The 18,753-nt window shown below is 63.2% G+C and carries 17 protein-coding genes; 6 read left to right on the forward strand and 11 right to left on the reverse strand.

Annotation, left to right across the window (positions count from 1 at the left end; all coding sequences use genetic code 11):
• Nucleotides 1–34: 34 nt before the first annotated feature.
• Nucleotides 35–859: a PP2C family protein-serine/threonine phosphatase gene (locus HS961_RS14710; RefSeq protein WP_182323210.1), complete on the forward strand. Its 825-nt coding sequence runs from the start codon at nucleotides 35–37 to the stop codon at nucleotides 857–859.
• Nucleotides 860–954: 95 nt separating this feature from the next.
• Here HS961_RS14710 and HS961_RS14715 read toward each other — a convergent pair whose 3' ends face one another.
• The 7 genes from HS961_RS14715 to HS961_RS14745 form a co-directional block, all read right to left on the reverse strand.
• Complete coding sequence (locus HS961_RS14715; protein ID WP_182323213.1) at nucleotides 955–1,752, reverse strand: MetQ/NlpA family ABC transporter substrate-binding protein; 798 nt, start codon at nucleotides 1,750–1,752, stop codon at nucleotides 955–957.
• A gap of 110 nt (nucleotides 1,753–1,862) precedes the next feature.
• On the reverse strand, nucleotides 1,863–2,981 hold the full coding sequence (locus HS961_RS14720) for a DUF6817 domain-containing protein (RefSeq protein WP_182323214.1): 1,119 nt from the start codon (nucleotides 2,979–2,981) through the stop codon (nucleotides 1,863–1,865).
• Between the two features lie 153 nt (nucleotides 2,982–3,134).
• Entirely contained in the window at nucleotides 3,135–3,800 is a 666-nt protein-coding gene (locus HS961_RS14725) for a methionine ABC transporter permease (protein ID WP_182323216.1), read from the reverse strand.
• Between the two features lie 20 nt (nucleotides 3,801–3,820).
• Nucleotides 3,821–4,873, reverse strand: coding sequence for a methionine ABC transporter ATP-binding protein (locus tag HS961_RS14730; protein ID WP_182323217.1), 1,053 nt, complete (start codon nucleotides 4,871–4,873; stop codon nucleotides 3,821–3,823).
• 161 nt (nucleotides 4,874–5,034) lie between these two features.
• Nucleotides 5,035–5,742: a hypothetical protein gene (locus HS961_RS14735; RefSeq protein WP_182323218.1), complete on the reverse strand. Its 708-nt coding sequence runs from the start codon at nucleotides 5,740–5,742 to the stop codon at nucleotides 5,035–5,037.
• Nucleotides 5,743–5,745: 3 nt separating this feature from the next.
• Nucleotides 5,746–6,198 carry a DNA polymerase III subunit chi gene (locus HS961_RS14740; protein ID WP_182323219.1) on the reverse strand — a complete coding sequence of 151 codons (453 nt, stop codon included), beginning with the start codon at nucleotides 6,196–6,198 and terminating at the stop codon, nucleotides 5,746–5,748.
• A gap of 14 nt (nucleotides 6,199–6,212) precedes the next feature.
• On the reverse strand, nucleotides 6,213–7,787 hold the full coding sequence (locus HS961_RS14745; protein ID WP_182323220.1) for a leucyl aminopeptidase: 1,575 nt from the start codon (nucleotides 7,785–7,787) through the stop codon (nucleotides 6,213–6,215).
• 23 nt (nucleotides 7,788–7,810) lie between these two features.
• On the opposite strand from HS961_RS14745, the gene lptF reads away from it, so the two are divergent.
• Nucleotides 7,811–8,911, forward strand: a complete 1,101-nt coding sequence (gene lptF / locus HS961_RS14750) for an LPS export ABC transporter permease LptF (RefSeq protein WP_182323221.1) — start codon at nucleotides 7,811–7,813, stop codon at nucleotides 8,909–8,911.
• Nucleotides 8,908–10,002: an LPS export ABC transporter permease LptG gene (gene lptG, locus HS961_RS14755; RefSeq protein WP_182323222.1), complete on the forward strand. Its 1,095-nt coding sequence runs from the start codon at nucleotides 8,908–8,910 to the stop codon at nucleotides 10,000–10,002. The genes lptF and lptG overlap by 4 nt, the downstream gene beginning before the upstream one ends.
• Before the next feature lie 111 nt (nucleotides 10,003–10,113).
• Here lptG and HS961_RS14760 read toward each other — a convergent pair whose 3' ends face one another.
• On the reverse strand, nucleotides 10,114–11,313 hold the full coding sequence (locus HS961_RS14760; RefSeq protein ID WP_182323223.1) for an HPP family protein: 1,200 nt from the start codon (nucleotides 11,311–11,313) through the stop codon (nucleotides 10,114–10,116).
• A gap of 233 nt (nucleotides 11,314–11,546) precedes the next feature.
• Between HS961_RS14760 and asd the strand changes: the two genes are divergently transcribed.
• Complete coding sequence (gene asd / locus HS961_RS14765) at nucleotides 11,547–12,395, forward strand: archaetidylserine decarboxylase (RefSeq protein WP_182323225.1); 849 nt, start codon at nucleotides 11,547–11,549, stop codon at nucleotides 12,393–12,395.
• 49 nt (nucleotides 12,396–12,444) lie between these two features.
• Here asd and HS961_RS14770 read toward each other — a convergent pair whose 3' ends face one another.
• On the reverse strand, nucleotides 12,445–13,377 hold the full coding sequence (locus HS961_RS14770) for a pseudouridine synthase (RefSeq protein WP_238347615.1): 933 nt from the start codon (nucleotides 13,375–13,377) through the stop codon (nucleotides 12,445–12,447).
• Between the two features lie 102 nt (nucleotides 13,378–13,479).
• On the opposite strand from HS961_RS14770, the gene HS961_RS14775 reads away from it, so the two are divergent.
• Nucleotides 13,480–14,748, forward strand: coding sequence for a purine-cytosine permease family protein (locus HS961_RS14775; RefSeq protein ID WP_182323227.1), 1,269 nt, complete (start codon nucleotides 13,480–13,482; stop codon nucleotides 14,746–14,748).
• 8 nt (nucleotides 14,749–14,756) lie between these two features.
• Here HS961_RS14775 and HS961_RS14780 read toward each other — a convergent pair whose 3' ends face one another.
• The gene (locus tag HS961_RS14780) at nucleotides 14,757–16,106 is read right to left on the reverse strand and encodes a 3-deoxy-D-manno-octulosonic acid transferase (RefSeq protein WP_182323229.1); all 1,350 of its coding nucleotides are present in this window, start codon (nucleotides 16,104–16,106) and stop codon (nucleotides 14,757–14,759) included.
• A 15-nt stretch (nucleotides 16,107–16,121) separates the two neighbouring features.
• Nucleotides 16,122–17,510 (reverse strand): phosphomannomutase/phosphoglucomutase, encoded by a 1,389-nt coding sequence (locus HS961_RS14785; protein WP_182323231.1) that lies wholly within the window; start codon nucleotides 17,508–17,510, stop codon nucleotides 16,122–16,124.
• Nucleotides 17,511–17,797: 287 nt separating this feature from the next.
• Between HS961_RS14785 and HS961_RS14790 the strand changes: the two genes are divergently transcribed.
• Complete coding sequence (locus HS961_RS14790) at nucleotides 17,798–18,748, forward strand: DMT family transporter (protein WP_182323234.1); 951 nt, start codon at nucleotides 17,798–17,800, stop codon at nucleotides 18,746–18,748.
• Nucleotides 18,749–18,753: the final 5 nt, after the last annotated feature.

The following is an 18,753-nucleotide window of genomic DNA, read 5'->3' on the forward strand; positions in this document are numbered from 1 at the left end:
CCGTCCACCCCGCTTGTCTACCCACCCCTTGCGCATGAGCAACAGCTACCGCCTCTCTGCCGCTACCGGCCTTCACAAAGGCGATCGCCCTTACCAGCAGGACCAGGTGATCATGCTCGCCCACCCCCGCGCCAAGGGCTGCGTGCTGGCGGTGGTGGCCGATGGCATGGGGGGCCGCAGCGGTGGGCGCGCGGCTTCAGACCAGGTGATGCTGACGGCCAAGCAGGTGTTTGAGCGCTACTCGCCAGAGACCGACAACGCCGAAGAGATGCTCGGCAACCTGGTGCGCGAAGCGCATTTGCTGATCCGGCTGGTGGCCATCTCTGCCGAGCAAGAGCCGCACAGCACCATTGCTGCCTTTCTGATCCTGCCCAACAGTGCCTGCGCCTGGGTGCATTCGGGCGATTCGCGCATCTACCATTTCCGCGACGGACAGCTGCTCTACCAGACCAGCGACCATTCTTATGTGCAGACCCTGGTCGACCAGGGCCAGCTCACCCTGGAAGAAGCACGCTACCACCCGCAGTCCAATATCTTGTTGCACTGCCTGGGCACGGCTGATGACCCGCCACTTATCCACCACCGCATCCCCATGCTCAAGCAAGGCGATGTGCTGCTGGCCTGCAGCGACGGTATCTGGCATTACTTCTCGCCCGATGAGCTTTCGTCCATCACCCGCCTGCTCTCGCCCCGCGAAGCCAGCCAGTTCCTGATCGAGCGGGCGCGCATGCGTGCCAACGGTTCGGGCGACAACATGTCACTGGCCATCGTCAAGGTCGAGCCCCTGCCCGCAGAAGCCGCTCAGGCTGCCGTACCCGGCAGCAAACGCGCCAAGGCCAAACCACCGGCGCGCAGTTGAAGCGCTGAGCCGGATACAGCCCTCAAAAGCAAAAGCCTCGCAGCTATCAACTGCGAGGCTTTTTGCTGGTGCTTGGCTGGGCTTTGAACAGGTTCTTAGAAGCCAGGCATCACTGCACCCTTGAACTGGGTGTCGACAAACTTGCGAATCTCTTCGCTGTGGTAGGCCTTGACCAGCTTGGCCACCCATGGCTGGTTCTTGTCCGCTTCGCGGATCACCAGAATGTTGACGTAGGGGTTCTTGGCGTTTTCAACCACGATCGCGTCCGACTTGGGGTTCAGGCCCGCCGAGATTGCAAAGTTGGTGTTGATCGCTGCAGCATCCAGGTCGTCGAGCGAGCGCGGCAGTTGGGCGGCGTCCAGTTCGACAAAGCGCAGCTTCTTGGGGTTCTCGATTACATCCAGCGGCGTGGCCTTGAGGCCGGCGCCTTCCTTGAGCTTGACCAGGCCATTGGCTTGCAGCAGCAGCAAGACGCGGCCACCATTGGTGGGGTCATTGGGCAGACCGAAGCGGGCGCCCTCTTTGAGCTCCTCGATCTTCTTGATCTTCTTGGAGTAGATGCCGATCGGGAAGTTGACGGTATCGGCAGCGACCACAAACTTGTAGCCACGGTCCTTGATCTGGGCATCCAGATAGGGCTTGTGCTGGTAGCTGTTGGCATCGAGCTCGCCGGACTGCAGGGCGGCATTGGGCTGGATGTAGTCGCTGAACTCGATGACCTTGATCTTCAAGCCGTCTTTCTCAGCGATCTTCTTGACCTGCTCCATGATCTGGCCGTGCGGGCCAGCGGTCACGCCGATCTTGATTTCCTTGTCTTGTGCGACTGCGGCGCCAGAAATACCAGCGGCCAATGCCAGGGCCAGCACGGATTGCAGCAATGTACGTTTTTGCACGGGAGCGATACCTTTCAAATGCGATACCGAAATGTACGCCCGATTTTGCAACGCAACAAAGAACTTTTTGCCATTTGCTTACAACCACCGGCCCCGTGCGTGGCAGCTATTTACTCCGGCCGCAACGCTACATTGTTGAGCTTGTCCAGTCTTTCGGGCCAGTTGCCGTTCTTGGCATGCTGCTGCAGGATGCGCGTCCAGGCCACCCAGGCATCCCACTGCACGCGCTTGTCCCAGGCATTGCCCCAGGCGCTGAAGCACTGCAACGCGCTATTGGCGGCGGCCAGCGCATCGGCATTGCGCCCAGCGCTGAGGTAGAGTTGGGCCAGCACCATTTGTGGCTCTCCCACCCAGGGGTTGAGCTGTACCGCCTGCTCCAGCACGCCGGTGGCCACATCCAGATCGGTGAGCGGCTGGTCTTGCTGGATCACTGACCAGTACAGCGACGCGGCCGCCGCATCCGCCGATGCGCTCAGGCCTTGGGTGCAATGCGCAAACACCGGTGGGATGGGCAGCAGGCCCTTCAAGGCCGGGTGCTGCAAGGCCAAGCCCAAGCTGGCAATCTGCGACAGCATGCGCCCGCTGGGGCGCATCGGGCCGGGCCAAAGCGAGGCCATCCAGTGCGCTTTTTGCGGGCGCTGGGGCACCTGGGGAAAGGCCGAGAAAATATCGTCCTGCCAGCTGAACCACTGCTCAATGGTGTCAGCCATGCTGACGATGATGAAGGCCGCCACCGTGTAGGGCTCGACCCGGCGTGGCGCGCCTTGATGGTCCAACAACACGGCGCCATCAGCCTCGATGGCACCGGCAAGCACCTTTTGCACAAACTGCGCTCGCGAGAGAATGCAGAATTCATAGACCAGCTGCTCCGCAGGCTCGCCCACCAAGGCGGCCAATTGGCTGCGCTCGCTGCTGGCATCGAACTTGACCAAGTCCACAAAGGCATTGCCGTAAACGCTGTGCAGCAGGCCCAGCAGCTTCACATCCTCCGGTTGCTGCCACAGCTGCAGGGTGCGCGTGACGCCCAGCAAATGGTGGCGAAAGGTGCCTGCCTTGTGCCAGTCCTGCCCCACATCGCGGGCCAGCACCACGGGCAAGGCGCGCGCCAGCGCTGGGTGAGCGTGGATCCAGTTCTCGTCGAGCAGCGGCTTGGCGCGCAGCCACTGGGCCTCGTCCAGCGAATGCAGCGGCAGAGTGGGTGCAGAAGCAAGGGGCAAGGCAGCGTTCATGGCGGTCTCCAAGGCGTGGGCAATAGCGCATTGTAGGCAGAGCCCTGCGCGCGTAACGCCCTTGGGCGACAGGCGCGATGGCCGCATGAAAAAAGCCCATGGCAGGTACCTGAGTACCCCATGGGCTTTGGCTGCAGCGCGCGCTGACGCCGCTTATTTATGGCTCAGTCGCCGCACGGCCCAGTCGCCCAGGCTTTGCACCAGCTGCACAAAGATGATCAGGATGACGACCACGGCCAGCATGATGTCCGGCAAAAAGCGCTGGTAGCCGTAGCGGATACCCAGATCCCCCAGACCACCACCACCGATGGCGCCTGCCATAGCCGAGTAGCCAGTCAGGGACACAAAGCTGATGGTCAAGCCGGCGACAATGCCCGGCAAAGATTCAGGCAGCAGTACCTTCCAGACGATTTGCCAGGAGGTCGCACCCATGGCCTGGGCGGCTTCGACCAGGCCATGGTCCACTTCGCGCAACGAGGTTTCCACCAAGCGGGCAATGAACGGTGCCGCAGCCAAGGTCAGCGGAACAATCGCCGCCGCCGTGCCGATGGACGAGCCGGTGATGAAGCGGGTGAACGGGATGATGGCGACCAGCAAGATGATGAAGGGCGTCGAGCGCACGGCATTTACCAGCCAGCCAACGATCTTGTTGGCCGCGCCATTTTGCAAGATGCCGCCATGGTCGGTCAGGCGCAGAAACACGCCCAGCGGAATGCCGATCAGCGCGCCGGCCACGCCGGAAATACCAACCATGATCAGCGTCTCCCACAAGGATGTGGCAAACAGCTGCAGCATCATTTCAGAAAAATTCTCAAACATCGAAAACCTCTTTGCGGGTGTTAGGTGGCCGAGGCCTCGGTATTGACTTCCTGCACCATCACGCCCGAAGCGCGCAATGCCTCAACAGCCGCATTGAGCTGGGCCAGATCGCCACTGGCGTAGACCGCCAGGAAGCCGAAGGTCTGGTCCTGGATCTCATCGACCTGGCCGTTGAGGATGCTGACATCCAGACCAAAATCACGGATCAGCCGCGAAAGGATGGGCTGGTAGGCCAGGTTGCCCGCATAGGACAGGCGCAGCAGCTTGCCCTGGCCACTGGAGAGCGCACCATTGAGGCTGCGCACCCGCTCGATGACGCTGGCAGGCAGCTCCTGGGGGACAATCTCGTCGATCAGGCTCTTGGTGATCGGTTGCTGGGGACGGGTGAAAACATCGATGACCGAGCCCATCTCGACCACCTTGCCGGCCTCCATCACCGCCACGCGGTCGGCGATCTGCTTGACGACTTGCATCTGGTGGGTGATCAGCACCACGGTCAGCCCCATGTCCTTGTTGATCTGCTTGAGCAGCGCCAGCACCGAACGGGTGGTTTCGGGGTCCAGCGCCGAGGTGGCCTCGTCGCTCAGCAGCACCTTGGGCTCGCTGGTCAGTGCGCGGGCAATGCCTACGCGCTGCTTCTGGCCGCCAGACAATTGCGCGGGATAGCGGTCGCTCAGCGCAGCAAGGCCCACCAGGTCCAGCAACGGGTCCACGCGCTTTTTGATGGCCGCCTTGCTCATGCCGGCCAATTCCAGTGGCAATGCGGCGTTGTCAAACACGGTGCGCGACGAGAGCAGGTTGAAGTGCTGGAACACCATGCCGATCTCGCGGCGCGCACTGCGCAGCTGGGCATCGTCCATCGTCGTCAACTCTTTGCCGTTGACCATCACCTGGCCCGTGGTCGGGCGGTTGAGCAGGTTGATATTGCGCACCAGCGAGCTCTTGCCCGCACCGCTGCGGCCGATGATGCCAAACACTTCACCGGCAGCAATACTCAGATCGACACCGCGCAGCGCATGGACCGGGCCGTTTTTGCCCGGGTAGGTTTGGGTGATACCCCGTAGTTCAATCATTGGAATAAAGAAAGCGCCCTGCAGCTTGAAGCGGGCGCTTGAAAAACCGTGAATAGCCGTACTGTAAGCGATGCGACAGACAGCAGCAAAGAACGAAATTTTAGTTCTTTACAACCGCCGGTTATTTCAGCGGGTTTATTTAGGCTGCAAAAAGCAGATGGCTAGCTGCGGGACTCGCGCAGGATCGCGGCCACCGCGTCGGCCACGGCCTCGCGGATGGTGCTGTCGATCTCCAGCTGCAACGAGGACTGAAACAAGGCCGTCTGTTGGTCCACCACCTTGAGCACGGCGGCCGACAGCCGTGCATCCAGCGTCTCCTGCACCCGCCGGGTGACCCGGCGCGTGATCGCATCTTCCAGCGCCTGCGCGGTTTCTGCCGCTGACTCGACCAAGTGGCTGGTTGCGTCAGATACTGCCACGCCCTCGCCACCCAAGGCGCTTTGCACCAGGCTGTGCGCCGGTTGGCCATCGCTGTCATCCACCACCGCCCCGGCGCCAGCGGACGGCGGGGCGACCGCTTCGCCCTGGTCTGGCATCCAGCTTGGCAGGCTGCTGCCTTCCACAGGGTGAGCAGGCGCGGCAAAGGCTTGTGCGCCACTGCCCAGCGGCAATGCCGCATCCGCCTGCTGCGCCCAGCCGCTGTAAGTAGGCAGGTCGGCAATATCGGCGGCGGGTTGGGCCCAGGCGCCGGAGGCCTGCGCATCGGCATCGCGGCGCCTGCGCAGCACATCCACACTGGGCGGGATGCTGTCTGGCGCTGGGGCCACTGCCCCACCTGGCGCGACAAAGGGCAGCGCGTCAGCCGCGTCCTGCACCGCTTCCTCGGTCAAGGTCGGTACAAATTTTGGGGGGATTCTGGAATCGGGCATGGCTCAGTCCTCCGACTTCATCACCAAATCGCGGCGCTCGATATCAAAACCCATCGCGGCGTAGGCACGCCAGCGCGCTCGGGCCTGCTGCCGATCCTGCTCGTCGTCGGCGCTGACCACTTCAATCACCCGCTCAAAGCGGGTGACATCGGCAGGCATCTCCGCGCCCAGGTTCAGCAGCACGCGCGTATGCGGCAGGCTGCCGGCCAGGTCAGTCAGCAAAACCGTGGGCGAGCGCTGGAGCACCTCCGCCGCTGCATCCCCCCGGCAGTGGGCCAGAAACTGGCTGGCACCGCCAAAGGACCACAGGGCCTCGTCGAGCTGGGCCACCATGGCCGGCTCGCCGAGCACCACCAGCGGCATATCCATGCGCTGGAGCTTGCGCGCCAGCTTGCAGGCATAGGCCAGCTTGCTGGGCGCGTTGAAGTGAAAGGCTACCGTCGTGGAGGTCGTCATAAGGCAGGCTGTGCTTACTGGGCGTCCGCCTTATCAGCGCCGTCCACATTGACCGCGGCCTTGCCTGGCTTGGGCTCCGCCACGGCCTTGTCCAGCTTGCTGGCCTTGGCGGGCTTGACCGTCTTGGCTTGCTCGGCAGGTGCGGCGGCGTGGGCGCTGTCCAGCAGGTACTGCAGCAGCAAGCCCACCGGGCGGCCGGTGGCGCCCTTCTTGGCACCGCTGCGCCAGGCGGTGCCGGCAATGTCCAGGTGCGCCCAGGCCATGTTGCCCACAAAGCGCTGCAGGAACTTGGCCGCCGTGATGGCACCGGCCGGGCGGCCACCCACATTGGCTACATCGGCAAAGTTGGTCTTCAGGCCCTCGGCATATTCGTCGTCCAGCGGCATGCGCCAGCACGTGTCTTGCGCCTGCTCGCCTGCGGCCTGCAAGGCCTGCGCCAGTGCATCGTTGTTCGAGAACAAACCGCTGCGCTGTGCGCCAAGCGCAATCACGCAGGCACCGGTCAGGGTGGCAATATCGACCACCGCGCTGGGCGAAAAGCGCTCGGCATAGGTCAACGCATCGCAGAGCACCAGGCGGCCTTCGGCGTCGGTGTTCAGGATCTCGATGGTCTGTCCGCTCATGCTGGTAACCACATCGCCGGGTTTGACCGCAGCGCCATCCGGCATGTTTTCACAGGCGGGGATCAAGCCCACCACATTGATCTCGGGCTTGAGCTCGGCCAACGCACGGAAGGTGCCCAACACGCTGGCAGCGCCGCCCATGTCGTATTTCATCTCGTCCATGTCGCCGGCAGGCTTGATGGAGATGCCGCCCGTATCAAAGGTAATGCCCTTGCCCACCAGCACCACCGGCTGGCTGTCCTTGTCGGCGCCGTGGTAGTGCAGCTCGATAAAGCGCAGTGGCTCCTTGGAACCCTGGGCGACGGCGATGAAGGCGCCCATGCCCAGCTTAGCGACGTCTTCGGGCTTGTGGATCTTGCACTTGATGCGCTTGTGCGCTTCGGCCAGCGATTCGGCCGCATCGGCCAGCATCTTGGGCGTGGAATAGTTCGCGGGGCGGTTGGCCCATTCGCGGGCAAAGGCCACGCCTTGTGCGGTGGCCTGGGCCACATCAAAAGTCTGCTGCAGCTCTGCTGCATTGGGGGCGCCCAGCACCACGGAATGGAGCGTCAAGGCCTTGGCCGATGGCTTGGTGGTGCGGTACAGGTAGGCGCTGTCGGCCAGGCATTGGACCAGCGCATGCAGGGAAGCATCCGCCAGCGGCTGGGCGCTGACCACCGCCGCGCGCTCGATGCCCTCGCGCGTCAGCGGGCCGGAGACGGCTGCCAGCGCCTTGCGCACCGACTGCGGCGAGCCATCGCCAATGCCCAGCAGCAACAAATGTCGGGCTTCAATGGCGGGCACCGCATACATTGCCAGCAACTTGCCGGTTTTTGCCTCAAAATCACCATTTTTCTGCGCGTGCGCAATCAGGGTGGACAATGCATCACTGGTTTTGGGTTGCTTGTCAGCCACCAGCACGATCAGCAGATCGCCAGACTGCAGTGCGGCCGAGGCCAAATCCAGAGTTTTGAGTTCAAAGTTCATAATCGGTGCTTTCCTTCTCGCCAATGTTATTCGATTCCTCGATCCGTAAAGAGCTATCCCGCAGCTTTGGTGCCACCTTGGTGGTGCTGGTGACTGTGGTGATGACGATGATGCTCATCAAAGTGCTGGGCCAGGCCTCGCGTGGCAGCGTCAACCCTTCCGACGTGTTGCTGGTCATGGGCTATACCGTGCTGGGCCAGTTGCCCACCATTTTGAGCCTTTGCCTTTTCATTGCCGTGGTGGCGACTTTGTCGCGCATGTACCGTGACAGCGAGATGGCCGTGTGGTTCAGCAGCGGCCAGAGCCTGCTGAGCTTTCTGCGCCCGCTGATGCGCTTTTCCTGGCCGATCATGGTCGTTATTGCCGTGCTGGCCTTGCTGGTATGGCCTTGGGCCAACCAACAGATTGTGCAGCTTCGCGCCCAATATGAACAGCGCGGCGACGTTGACCGCATCGCGCCGGGCGAGTTCCAGGAATCCTCTGACGGTTCACGCGTGTTCTTCATCGACCGTGATCGCGACTCGGACACGGAGGCGAGCAACGTCTTCATCGTCACCAACGAGGAAAAAAAGGACACCGTCACCACCGCCAAGAGCGCCCACCTCGAAGTGCAGGAAAACGCCCGGGTAGCCGTGCTCAATGACGGCCAGCGCGTGGAGAAGAACAAGGACACGCCGGGCCTCAAGGTCAGCGACTTCAAGGAATACGGCACCCGCATCGGCAGCGCCGCCGCCATTGACCCCAACGACATGGGCGCGGTCAAGAACATACCCACCCGCCAGTTGATGGCCAGTGACGAGCCACGCTTGCTGGGCGAGCTGGGTTACCGGCTGGGTCTGGCGATTGCCGCCATCAATTTTGTGGTGCTGGGTCTGGCCATGGCCAGCGTCAACCCCCGCGCGGGCCGCAGCAGCAGCCTGGTGTTCGCGCTGTTTGCCTTTATCGTCTATTACAACCTCATGACCTTTGCCCAGAATTGGGTGTCTTCGGGCAAAGCCTCGCTGCCACTCTCGTTCGTGCTCATCCACGGCTTGACGGCCATACTCGCCTGGACTTTGTTGCTCAGCCGCAACCAGCAGTTCTCGCTGCTGCAATGGGTACGCCGCATGGGGAGCCGCGCATGAAGACCTTTCGCAAAATGATCTACCGTGACATCGCCGTAACCGTCGGCTTTGTCACCCTGGCCTTCCTGGCGCTGTTTTTCTTCTTTGATCTGGTGGACGAATTCCGCTGGATCGGCACCGGCACGTATGAGCTCAAAGATGCATTGCTGAGTGTCGCTCTCAACATCCCCAACCACATTTACGAACTGCTGCCCATCACTGTGCTGATCGGCACTATCTTTGTGATGGCGCGCATGGCGCAGACCTCCGAGTTCACCATCCTGCGCACCAGCGGCCTGGGCCCCTGGCAGGCGCTGGGCAGCCTGCTGAGCATTGGCCTGGCCTTTGTGGTGCTGACCTTTGCGATTGGCGACTATGTGGCGCCCGCTGGCGAGCAGGCCAGCCAGCTGGTGCGCGCACAGCGCTTTGGCCAGTTGAGCACTGGCCGCACCGGCGCTTGGTTGCGCGAGAAACGCGAAGACGGTATGGCCGCCATCAATGTGCGCGCCATTTCGCCCGAAGGCGATATGCAGCGCGTGCGGGTCTACAGCTTCGACGACCAGGGCCGCATCCAGATGCAGTTCACGGCCGCTGGCGGCAAGTTTGGCAATGGCGTCTGGCAGTTGCACCACATCCAGGAGCAGCGCTACCACCTGGGCGACCAGCGCCAGACGCGGGTCGAGGTCAAGAACCTGGAGACATTGGATTGGCCCACTGCGGTGACCAGCAGCATGGTCGCTGCGGCCGTGCTCAAGCCCGACCAGATGAGCACCTATGACCTCTTCCTCTATGTGAGCCATTTGCAGGCCAATGGCCAGAGTGCGCAGCGCTATGAGATCGAGCTGTGGCGCAAGGTGTTCTACCCCATCAGCTGCCTGGTGATGGTCGTACTGGCCCTCCCCTTTGCCTACCTGCACTTCCGCTCGGGCGGCATCACCGGCTATGTGTTTGGCGGGGTGATGGCGGGCATCAGCTTCTTCTTGCTGAACAATGTGTTCGGCTTCGCTGGCAATCTGCAGAACTGGCACCCGATGCTGACCGCTGCGGCGCCCGGGCTGATCTACTCGCTGCTGTCGCTAGGCGCATTCAGCTGGCTGGTCCTGCGAAGGTAGCGGGGCCGCAGGCCCCACTCCAAACCCATGTCAGCCTGAGACCTCCTGAAAACCAAAGCCTCGCCATCGCGGGGCTTTGTCTTGGTGGATTCAAGCGGCCGGGCTTGCGCCTCAGGCCTCATCTCGCGGCAGCGATAACGCAGCTGCCATCTCGCGCATCAGATCGGTCTGGGAGATGATGCCGACCAGTTTGCCTTGCCGGTTGACGACCGGCACATGGTGCAGCTTGGCGCGCGAGAAGATCGCAATCAGATCGACCATGCGGTCATAGCTTCCCACCTTGGAGACCTCGGCCGTCATCAGGTCGCCCACCAGCTGAACGGGATCTTTCTTGCGCAACACCCAGTGCTTGAGCTTGCTGCTGAGGGCAGTCGGGGTGGCGGTCAGGGCATGGTTGAGCAGATCGGTAGAGGTGATGATGCCAACCACCCGCTGGGCGGCATCCACCACCGGCAAGGCCTTGACGCCATGCTGCTGCATGAGGGCCCAGGCATCCTTGACCGATGCGTTGGCGGTGGTGGCATGCACCGGATGGGACATGGCATCTTCGCAGCGCATATTGCCCAGGGTGCGCTTGAAGGCCGCTTGGCTCGCGCCCTGCAGCAGCGCTTCCAGGTCAGCGCGGCTCACATCCAGCACACCATTGAAGCGTGCGAGCGCCTCGTCGATATCGCCACCATCAATGCGCGCGCTCCCCGAGCGCGAGGTCTGCGGCCCCTGCGCTTTTTGGCTGTGCTGGGGCGCGGGGTAGCGCTTGCCCGTCATGCGGTTGTAGGCCGTGGCCAGCAGCACCAGAATCACGAGGTTGAGCGCCACCGGGTTGAGCAATACGGACACATCGTGCCAGCCTTGTATGGCCATCCACATCGCCAGCGCCGCGCCGGGCGGATGCAGGCAGCGCAGCACCACCATCACCATGATGGCCAGGCCCACGGCTACCGCAGCGGCTACCAACGGATCGGCAAACACCAGCACCGACACCCAGCCCGCCAATGCCGAGAGCAAGGAGCCACCAATCACGGGCCAGGGCTGCGCCATGGGGCTAGACGGTGTGCCGATCAGCAGCAAGGCGCTGGCACCCATAGCGGCAAACAGCCAAGGTGTCTGGTTGTGGTTGCCCCAGCTGATGCTGGCCATGCCGGTGAGCCACAAAATGGCGATGGCCCCCAGCACCATGCGCGCCAGCTCCAAGCCGTTGACATGTGCCGCCGACGGCAAAAAATTACGCAGCCACAAACGCATGCGGGCACGACCGCTCACCGCCTTTTCTGGGGAAGGGGTGGGTGGAGACGGAGGAGGTGCTGGGGACATGGCGGAAGCAGGGGCGAGAGAGAAATGCGATGCAGTCCTCCATCATAGTCAGGCCCAGGACTACAAGCTGCGCCGCAGCTGTCACCCTTGCTGACGACATTGCCTTCAAACCCCTGAAAATGGCGACAAATTGTCAGCATATGCCCGACAAAAGCTACTTTTCCGCGACTAATTTGACATTCGACCTACACACTATCGATAGAATCGTCGGTTTACTGTGACGGCCCCAGACCATGCGCGATCGAATTGCTGTTTTGCCCCAATACCTGATGCCCAAGAAATGGATGACCTCGGCGGCCGGCAAACTCGCGTCAGCAGAGCTGGGGGGGACAACCACCGCCTTTATCCGCTGGTTTGTCGGCAAGTACCAGGTGAACATGGACGAAGCGGCACAACCCGATATTGCGCAGTACAAGACCTTCAACGACTTTTTTACCCGCGAGCTGCGCAATGGTGCGCGCCCACTGGCCCAGGCCGACCTGGTCTGCCCGGTGGACGGCGCCATCAGCCAGTGCGGCGCCATTGCGCAGGACCAGATCTTCCAGGCCAAGGGCCACAGCTACAGCACCACGGCCTTGCTGGCCGGCGATGCGCAGCTAGCCGCGCAATTCAACAATGGCCAGTTCGCCACGATCTACCTGAGCCCGCGTGACTACCACCGCATCCACATGCCTCTGCGTGGCAAGTTGCAGAAGATGGTTTATGTGCCCGGCGACCTGTTCTCCGTCAACCCGCTGACCGCGCGCGGTGTGCCCGGTTTGTTCGCCCGCAACGAGCGCGTGGTCTGTGTGTTTGAGACGCGTATTGGCCCGGTCGTCATGGTGCTGGTGGGCGCCACCATTGTGGGCAGCATGTACACCCCATGGCACGGCCAGATCAACCCGCCGCGCACCAACAAGCCACGCAGCTGGGACTACCAAACTCAGCCGATTGTGCTGGAGCAAGGCGATGAGATGGGCCGCTTTCTGCTGGGCTCCACCATTGTGCTGCTGCTGCCCGAAGGCAAGAGCGCCTTCAACGCCGACTGGGACGCCGCCCGCCCGGTACGACTGGGCGAGGCGATGGGTACGCTCATCCGCTGATCAGCTTGCCTTTACGCCAAAGCCGCCGCCCAGGCGGCTTTGTTTTTGGCTATGCCACCAAGGGCAACAACAGCCGCCGGCTGCGAAAGGCATGCTGCTGGCCGCTGACCGGGTCCACAAAGCGCAGCTCACGCGCCAGCAGTTGCAAGGGCTTGGAGAAATCACCCTCCGGCGGATCATTCACCTCGGGGTAAAAGGCATCGTTGCGGATGGGCAGCCCCAAGGCCGCCATGTGAACCCGCAGCTGGTGGCGCTTGCCGCTGATGGGCTTCAGGGCATAACGCGCCCAGGCGCCCTGCACTTCCAGCACATCGATGCGGCTGTGGCTGTTGGGCTCGCCGGGCAGTTCCTGCATCAGAAAAAAGCGCTGGCTCTCTTCCATGCGGCTGCGCCGCTCCAACGGAAACAGCAGATCAGCCCGCCAGGGCGCCACCGCTTCGTAGCTTTTGTCCATTGCGCGGTTGCGGAACAGCGCCTGGTACGCGCCACGCGTGGCCGCATCCTTGGACAGCAGCAGCAGGCCGGCGGTATCGCGGTCAATGCGGTGCAGCGGTGAAAGCTGGGCATTGCCGGTGGCGTTCTTCAGTCGCACCAGCAGCGAGTTCTGCACATAGGGGCCCGTGGGCAGCACCGGCAGAAAATGCGGTTTATCGACCAGCAACAGGCGCTCGTCCTCGTACAGGATGTCGGCCTCAAAAGGGATCTGCGGCTCCACATCCACACTGCGCCAGTAGTACACCCGCAGGCCCGGCACAAAGGGCTGCGCGGGGCCCAAAGCCTGGCGCGCGCCATTGACCACATCCCCCGCTTGCATGCGTGCCTGCCACTGCGCATGGCTGACTATCGGCAGGCGCTGAGCCAGGTAGTCCAGCAGCGCACCTTGGCCCCGCGAGGGCAGCACCACGCAGCTGGGGCTCAGGCCATTGCGCATCCAGGTCGAAGGGTCCGTGTGTATCGTCATGTCGCTGGCGATTGTAATCATGGACGCAGGGGTATGGCGGGGAGGCACAATGGCCGCACTTTTCGCAGTCCAGGCTGCGATGCGCTGCCACTCCTTCTCAGACATTCCAAACAATAACAGGCCATGACTGCCAACACTGCTTCTGCTTCCAACTTCGCCCTCCGCCCTGTCAGCGCGCAGGAGCGTGTTTTTAACGGCTGGCACTTGGCTTCGCTGTGGTTCAGCCTGGGGGTGGGTCTGCTGGTGATGCAGGTGGGCGCCTATCTGATGCCGGGGCTGTCCACGCCCGAGGCACTGCTGGCGATTGTGGGCGGCTCGGTCATCGGCGCCGGGCTGCTGGCCTGGGTCGGCAAGCTGGGCTGCGATACCGGGCTGTCGAGCGCCGGGCTGATCCACCATGTCTATGGCCGCCAGTTTGCCAAGCTGCCGGTGCTGCTCAATATTGTGCAGCTGCTGGGCTGGGGCGCGTTTGAGCTGGTGGTGATGCGCGAATCCACCGTCGCCATTGGCCGCCAGGCTGGCGGCATGCAAGCGGCCTACTGGCCCTGGCTGGCCACCTTGCTCTGGGGCGGGCTGCTGGTGGCGCTGATGACCGGCTCCATGGTGCGCCTGGTGCGGCAGCTCATCTCACGCATTGCGCTGCCGCTGGTGGTGCTGTCGCTGCTGTGGCTGAGCTGGCAGTTTGTCGGCATGGCAGTGCAGCAAGGGCTGCCCGCGCTGTGGAACCGGCCAGGCGCTGGCGGCATGGGCGTCATGCCCGCGCTCGATTTGGTCGTCGCCATGCCCATCTCCTGGCTGCCGCTGGTCGCCGACTATGCCCGTTACGGGCGCAATGGCCGCAGCGCCATGGCCGGCACCTGGATCGGTTTTGGCATTGCCAATATCTGGTGCTATGCACTGGGTGTGCTGGTGGCCCTGGTGCTGCCCAGCACCGACCTGGTTGCCGCCTTGCTGCTGGCCCAGGGCGGTTTGATTGCGCTGTCACTGGTGCTGCTCGACGAGGTGGACAACGCCTATGGCGATGCCTACTCAGGCGCCGTATCGGCCCACAGCCTGCTGCCCGCCTGGGGTGTGCGTGGCTGGGGCATTGCCATGGCGGTGGCCAGCACCGGCCTAGCCATGGTGTTGCCCATGCACAGCCTGGAGCCGTTCTTGCTGATCCTCAGCTCCATCTTTGTGCCGCTGTTTGGCGTCATTTTGGGGCGCCTGTCCTGGGGCGGTTACCGGCCCGCCCCTAGCCAGGCCGCCGTGCACTTGCTGCCGCTGGCCCTGTGGCTGGGTGGTATTGCGCTGTACCACGGCCTCGCAGCTTGGGCACCGCAAGCAGGGTCGGCGTTGCCAACCTTGGCACTGACCTTTGTGCTGGCGTTTGCCAGCCGCCCCAAGGCCTGACCAGCTTTTTAGACCACGTCCTCATCGAACAGGGAGGCTTCGAAGCTTGAATTGACAAAGCCTTCGGTGGATTCCAACACCGTGGCAATCAACTGCGCGCTGGCTTGGGCGGCACCCCGGTGGGTTTGGGCAAATTGCAGCGCCGCGCGGCGCATCCGGCTGTGGCTGCTGGCATCGGTGGCAATGGCTACGGCTTGTTGCAGGCCCTCATCCAGGCTTTGAACGCGCAGCGCGCCGCCGGCATGTACGCTGCTATCGGCCGCCTGCGCAAAGTTGAAAGTGTGCGGGCCCATGACCACCGGGCAGCCGCAAGCGGCGGCCTCGATCAAATTCTGCCCACCGAGCGGTGCAAAGCTGCCGCCCAGCAAGGCCACATCGGCCAGGCCGTAGTACAGCTGCATCTCGCCCATGCTGTCGCCCAACCACACATCAGCGGGCTGCGGCCCGTCTTGCCACTGGCTGCGGCGTGAAACCTGCAAACCGGCGCCCTGCAGCAGCTGCACAATCTCGTCAAAACGCTGCGGGTGGCGCGGCACCAGCAGCCATTGCACAGGCGCCGCTGCAGCTGGGTCGCTGCTGCGCAGCTGCGCCAACGCCTGCAGCCACAGGGCCTCTTCGCCTTCGCGGCTGCTGGCCAGCATGACAACAGGCTTGCCGGCTGCCTGGTGCCAAGCCTGGCCTTGGGCCAGCTGGGCCGCATCAGGCTCCACATCAAATTTAAGATTGCCCAGCACGGCGGTCACCTCGGCACCTGCGGCGCGCAGCCGCATGGCATCGTCCTGGGTCTGCGCAATCACCGAGCGCAGGCTGCGGTAAGCCGGGCGTGCCAACCAGGCCAGGCGCTGGGCGCCGCGCAAGGATTTTTCGTTGAGCCGGGCATTGGCCAGCACCAGCGGCACCCGCTCACGCGCGCAGCCAGCGGCCAGCCCAGGCCACAGCTCCGTCTCCATCAAGATGCCGACGGAGGGCCGGAAATGGCGCAAAAACGCCTTGACGCTGGCCGGGTCATCCCAAGGCTGCCACACCTGAATATCACCGGGCAGCAATAGCTTCTGGCCCTCCGCCCGGCCAGTGGCGGTGCCATTGGTCAGCAGCAGGCGTAAGGCGGGTATCTGCAGCCGTAGCTCGCGCAGCAAGATCGCGGCGGCACGCGTTTCTCCCAGCGATACCGCATGGATCCAGACCAGCGGCATATCGGCCACCGCCCGGTACGGCGGCAGATCTGCATACTGGCCAAAGCGCTGCTCCACCGCCTGCGCATAGCCGGGCTCCTGCACGGCGCGGCGGGCCAGCTTGCGCCGCACCAATGGGCGCGCGAGCCGCGCCACCCAGCCGTACAGCCTCAGGCTCCAAGCCATGGGTTCGGCCACCGTTTAATGCGCTGCGCTGCCGATCACGGCATCCGGCTTGACCTTCAAGAGCAGCGCCTTCATCTCGCTTTGGATGCGGTGCAAAGCTGCCTGGGTGTGGCCTTCAAAACGCAGCACCAGCACGGGCGTGGTGTTGCTGGCACGGATCAGGCCAAAACCATCGGGCCAGTCCACACGCAGGCCGTCAATGGTGTTGATCTGCGCCGGGGCGCTGAACACGCTGGGGGCCATCTCCTGCAGCTGGGCGCTCAGCTTGTGGGGCTCGCCCTCTTGGCATTCCACATTCAGCTCCGGCGTGCTGTAGCTGCTGGGCAGCGCATGCAGCAAGGCACAAGGGTTCTGGGCCTTGCTCAAAATCTCCAGCAAACGGCAGCCTGCGTAGGTGCCGTCATCAAAGCCGTACCAGCGCTCCTTGAAGAAGATATGGCCGCTCATCTCGCCACCCAGCGGTGCATTGGTCTCGCGCATGCGGGCCTTGATCAGCGAATGCCCGGTCTTGTACATCACCGGCTTGCCGCCTGCGGCCTCGATGGCTGGTGCCAGGCGCTGCGTACATTTGACGTCATAGACGATCTCGCCACCCGGTACGCGCGACAGCACATCTTGCGCAAACAGCATCATCTGGCGGTCGGGGTAGATGTTCTGGCCGTCCTTGGTGACAATGCCCAGGCGGTCGCCATCGCCGTCAAAGGCCAGGCCCAGCTCGGCATCGCCGGTCTTCAGCGCTTCAATCAGATCACGCAGGTTCTCGGGCTTGCTGGGGTCGGGGTGGTGGTTGGGAAAGTTGCCATCCACCTCGGAAAACAGCTCGGTCACCTCGCAGCCCAGCGCGCGGAAAATGCCCGGTGCCGTGGCGCCGGCAATGCCATTGCCACTGTCCACGACGATTTTCATCGGGCGGGCCAGCTTGATGTCCGAGACGATGCGCTCGACATAGGCGGCCGTCACATCCTCCTGGCGCAGCTTGCCGCCGCCCTGGAAGCGCCAGCATTCTTTCTCCATGATCTGGCGCAGTTTCTGGATCTCGTCGCCGTAAATGGCGCGGCCGGCCAGCACCATCTTGAAGCCGTTGTAGTCCTTGGGGTTGTGGCTGCCCGTCACCTGGATGCCGCTGTGGCACAGGGTGCTGGCCGCAAAATACAGCATCGGCGTGGTCACACGGCCCACATCGATCACCTCGATACCAGCCTCCACCAGGCCTTGCATCAGCGCGCGGCTCAGCGCATCGCCAGACAGGCGGCCATCGCGGCCGACCGCTACCACCAGTTCGCCAGCGGCAATCGCCTGCTGGCCAAAGGCCCGGCCCAGCTTCAGCGCCACGCTTTCATTGAGGGTGCTCGGCACAACGCCGCGGATGTCATAGGCTTTGAAGATTGCAGAAGAAATCGGCACAGAACTCACCTTGTTGTTAGCGCAGAACAGGCATGAAAAACGGCCTCCATGAGAAGCCGCGCCTTGGCTGCGAGACAGCTATTGTAGGCACGCTCCCGTTCCAGCCCGCGCAGTTGTCCATATGGCGACCCGGGCGCCGCGCCGCCAAACGCACAATGGCGCCCAGCCAGCCACGGATTGACTGCGTTGTCGCCACCCTTTGCGCAGTGCGCATCAATACAGCGCAAGAATGTCACCAATGGCAAGCGCGGCGCCCGCTAGCATGCTGTCTGCCCTTGCGAGAACCTATGCGCCCCACCCCCTCCACCGCTGCTGCCTCTGTCTCTAGCCCCTCTCTTGCCTCAGCGGCGCCCAGCGCCAGCCGTTGGCTGCCGCCCTTTGTGCTGCTGGCGGTACTCTGGGGGGCGTCCTTCCTGTTCATGCGGCTGGGCGCTTCGCAATTTGGTGCAGTGCCCACCGCTGGCTTGCGCGTCATCCTGGCGGCGCTCTTCTTGCTGCCGCTGATGCTGATGCGCGGCGAATGGCCAGCCCTCAAAAAGCATTGGAAGCCGGTGCTGTTCTCCGGCATCATCAATTCGGCCATCCCCTTTTCCCTGTTCGCCTTTGCCGTCGTACACATGCCCACCGGCATGGCGTCGGTGCTCAATGCCTGTGCCCCGCTGTTTGGTGCGCTGGTGGCATGGCTCTGGCTGGGGGACCGCATCACCGGCTTGCGCATCACCGGCCTGCTGATTGGTTTCACCGGCGTGGCCCTGCTCGCCTTGCACGACAAACCGGCAAGCGTGGGCGCCACCGGCTGGAGCGCCTATATCGCCATCGCTGCTTGCCTCTGTGCATCGCTGAGCTACGGCGTGGCCGCCAGTTTTGCCAAACGCTACCTGGTAGGTGTTCCGCCCCTGGCCACCGCTACGGGCAGCATGATCGGTGCCAGCCTGTGTCTGCTCATCCCCACCATCGCGTTGTGGCCCAGCCAGATGCCATCTTGGGGCTCATGGCTGGCAGTGGCAGCACTGGCATTGCTGTGTACCAGCGTGGCTTATATCCTGTATTTCCAGATCATCCAGACCGCAGGCCCGAGCCGCGCAATTGCGGTCACCTTTTTGGCGCCGGTGTTTGCGCTGGTCTATGGCAACTGGTTTTTGGCAGAACCTATCACCGCCTGGATGCTGGGCTGCGGCGCCATCATCATCGGCGGCACCATGCTGTCGACGGGGCTGATTGGTCGCAAGCGAGCCTGAACGGC

This window comes from Comamonas piscis, from assembly GCF_014109725.1.
GTDB lineage: Bacteria > Pseudomonadota > Gammaproteobacteria > Burkholderiales > Burkholderiaceae_C > Comamonas > Comamonas piscis.

Coding starts and splice junctions, on each gene's coding strand:
- HS961_RS14710 (WP_182323210.1), top strand. CDS start 35: ATGAGCAACAGCTACCGCCTCTCTGCCGCTACCGGCCTTCACAAAGGC.
- HS961_RS14720 (WP_182323214.1), bottom strand. CDS start 2,981: ATGAACGCTGCCTTGCCCCTTGCTTCTGCACCCACTCTGCCGCTGCAT.
- HS961_RS14725 (WP_182323216.1), bottom strand. CDS start 3,800: ATGTTTGAGAATTTTTCTGAAATGATGCTGCAGCTGTTTGCCACATCC.
- HS961_RS14730 (WP_182323217.1), bottom strand. CDS start 4,873: ATGATTGAACTACGGGGTATCACCCAAACCTACCCGGGCAAAAACGGC.
- HS961_RS14735 (WP_182323218.1), bottom strand. CDS start 5,742: ATGCCCGATTCCAGAATCCCCCCAAAATTTGTACCGACCTTGACCGAG.
- HS961_RS14740 (WP_182323219.1), bottom strand. CDS start 6,198: ATGACGACCTCCACGACGGTAGCCTTTCACTTCAACGCGCCCAGCAAG.
- HS961_RS14745 (WP_182323220.1), bottom strand. CDS start 7,787: ATGAACTTTGAACTCAAAACTCTGGATTTGGCCTCGGCCGCACTGCAG.
- lptF (WP_182323221.1), top strand. CDS start 7,811: ATGTTATTCGATTCCTCGATCCGTAAAGAGCTATCCCGCAGCTTTGGT.
- lptG (WP_182323222.1), top strand. CDS start 8,908: ATGAAGACCTTTCGCAAAATGATCTACCGTGACATCGCCGTAACCGTC.
- HS961_RS14760 (WP_182323223.1), bottom strand. CDS start 11,313: ATGTCCCCAGCACCTCCTCCGTCTCCACCCACCCCTTCCCCAGAAAAG.
- asd (WP_182323225.1), top strand. CDS start 11,547: ATGCGCGATCGAATTGCTGTTTTGCCCCAATACCTGATGCCCAAGAAA.
- HS961_RS14770 (WP_238347615.1), bottom strand. CDS start 13,377: ATGATTACAATCGCCAGCGACATGACGATACACACGGACCCTTCGACC.
- HS961_RS14775 (WP_182323227.1), top strand. CDS start 13,480: ATGACTGCCAACACTGCTTCTGCTTCCAACTTCGCCCTCCGCCCTGTC.
- HS961_RS14780 (WP_182323229.1), bottom strand. CDS start 16,106: ATGGCTTGGAGCCTGAGGCTGTACGGCTGGGTGGCGCGGCTCGCGCGC.
- HS961_RS14790 (WP_182323234.1), top strand. CDS start 17,798: ATGCGCCCCACCCCCTCCACCGCTGCTGCCTCTGTCTCTAGCCCCTCT.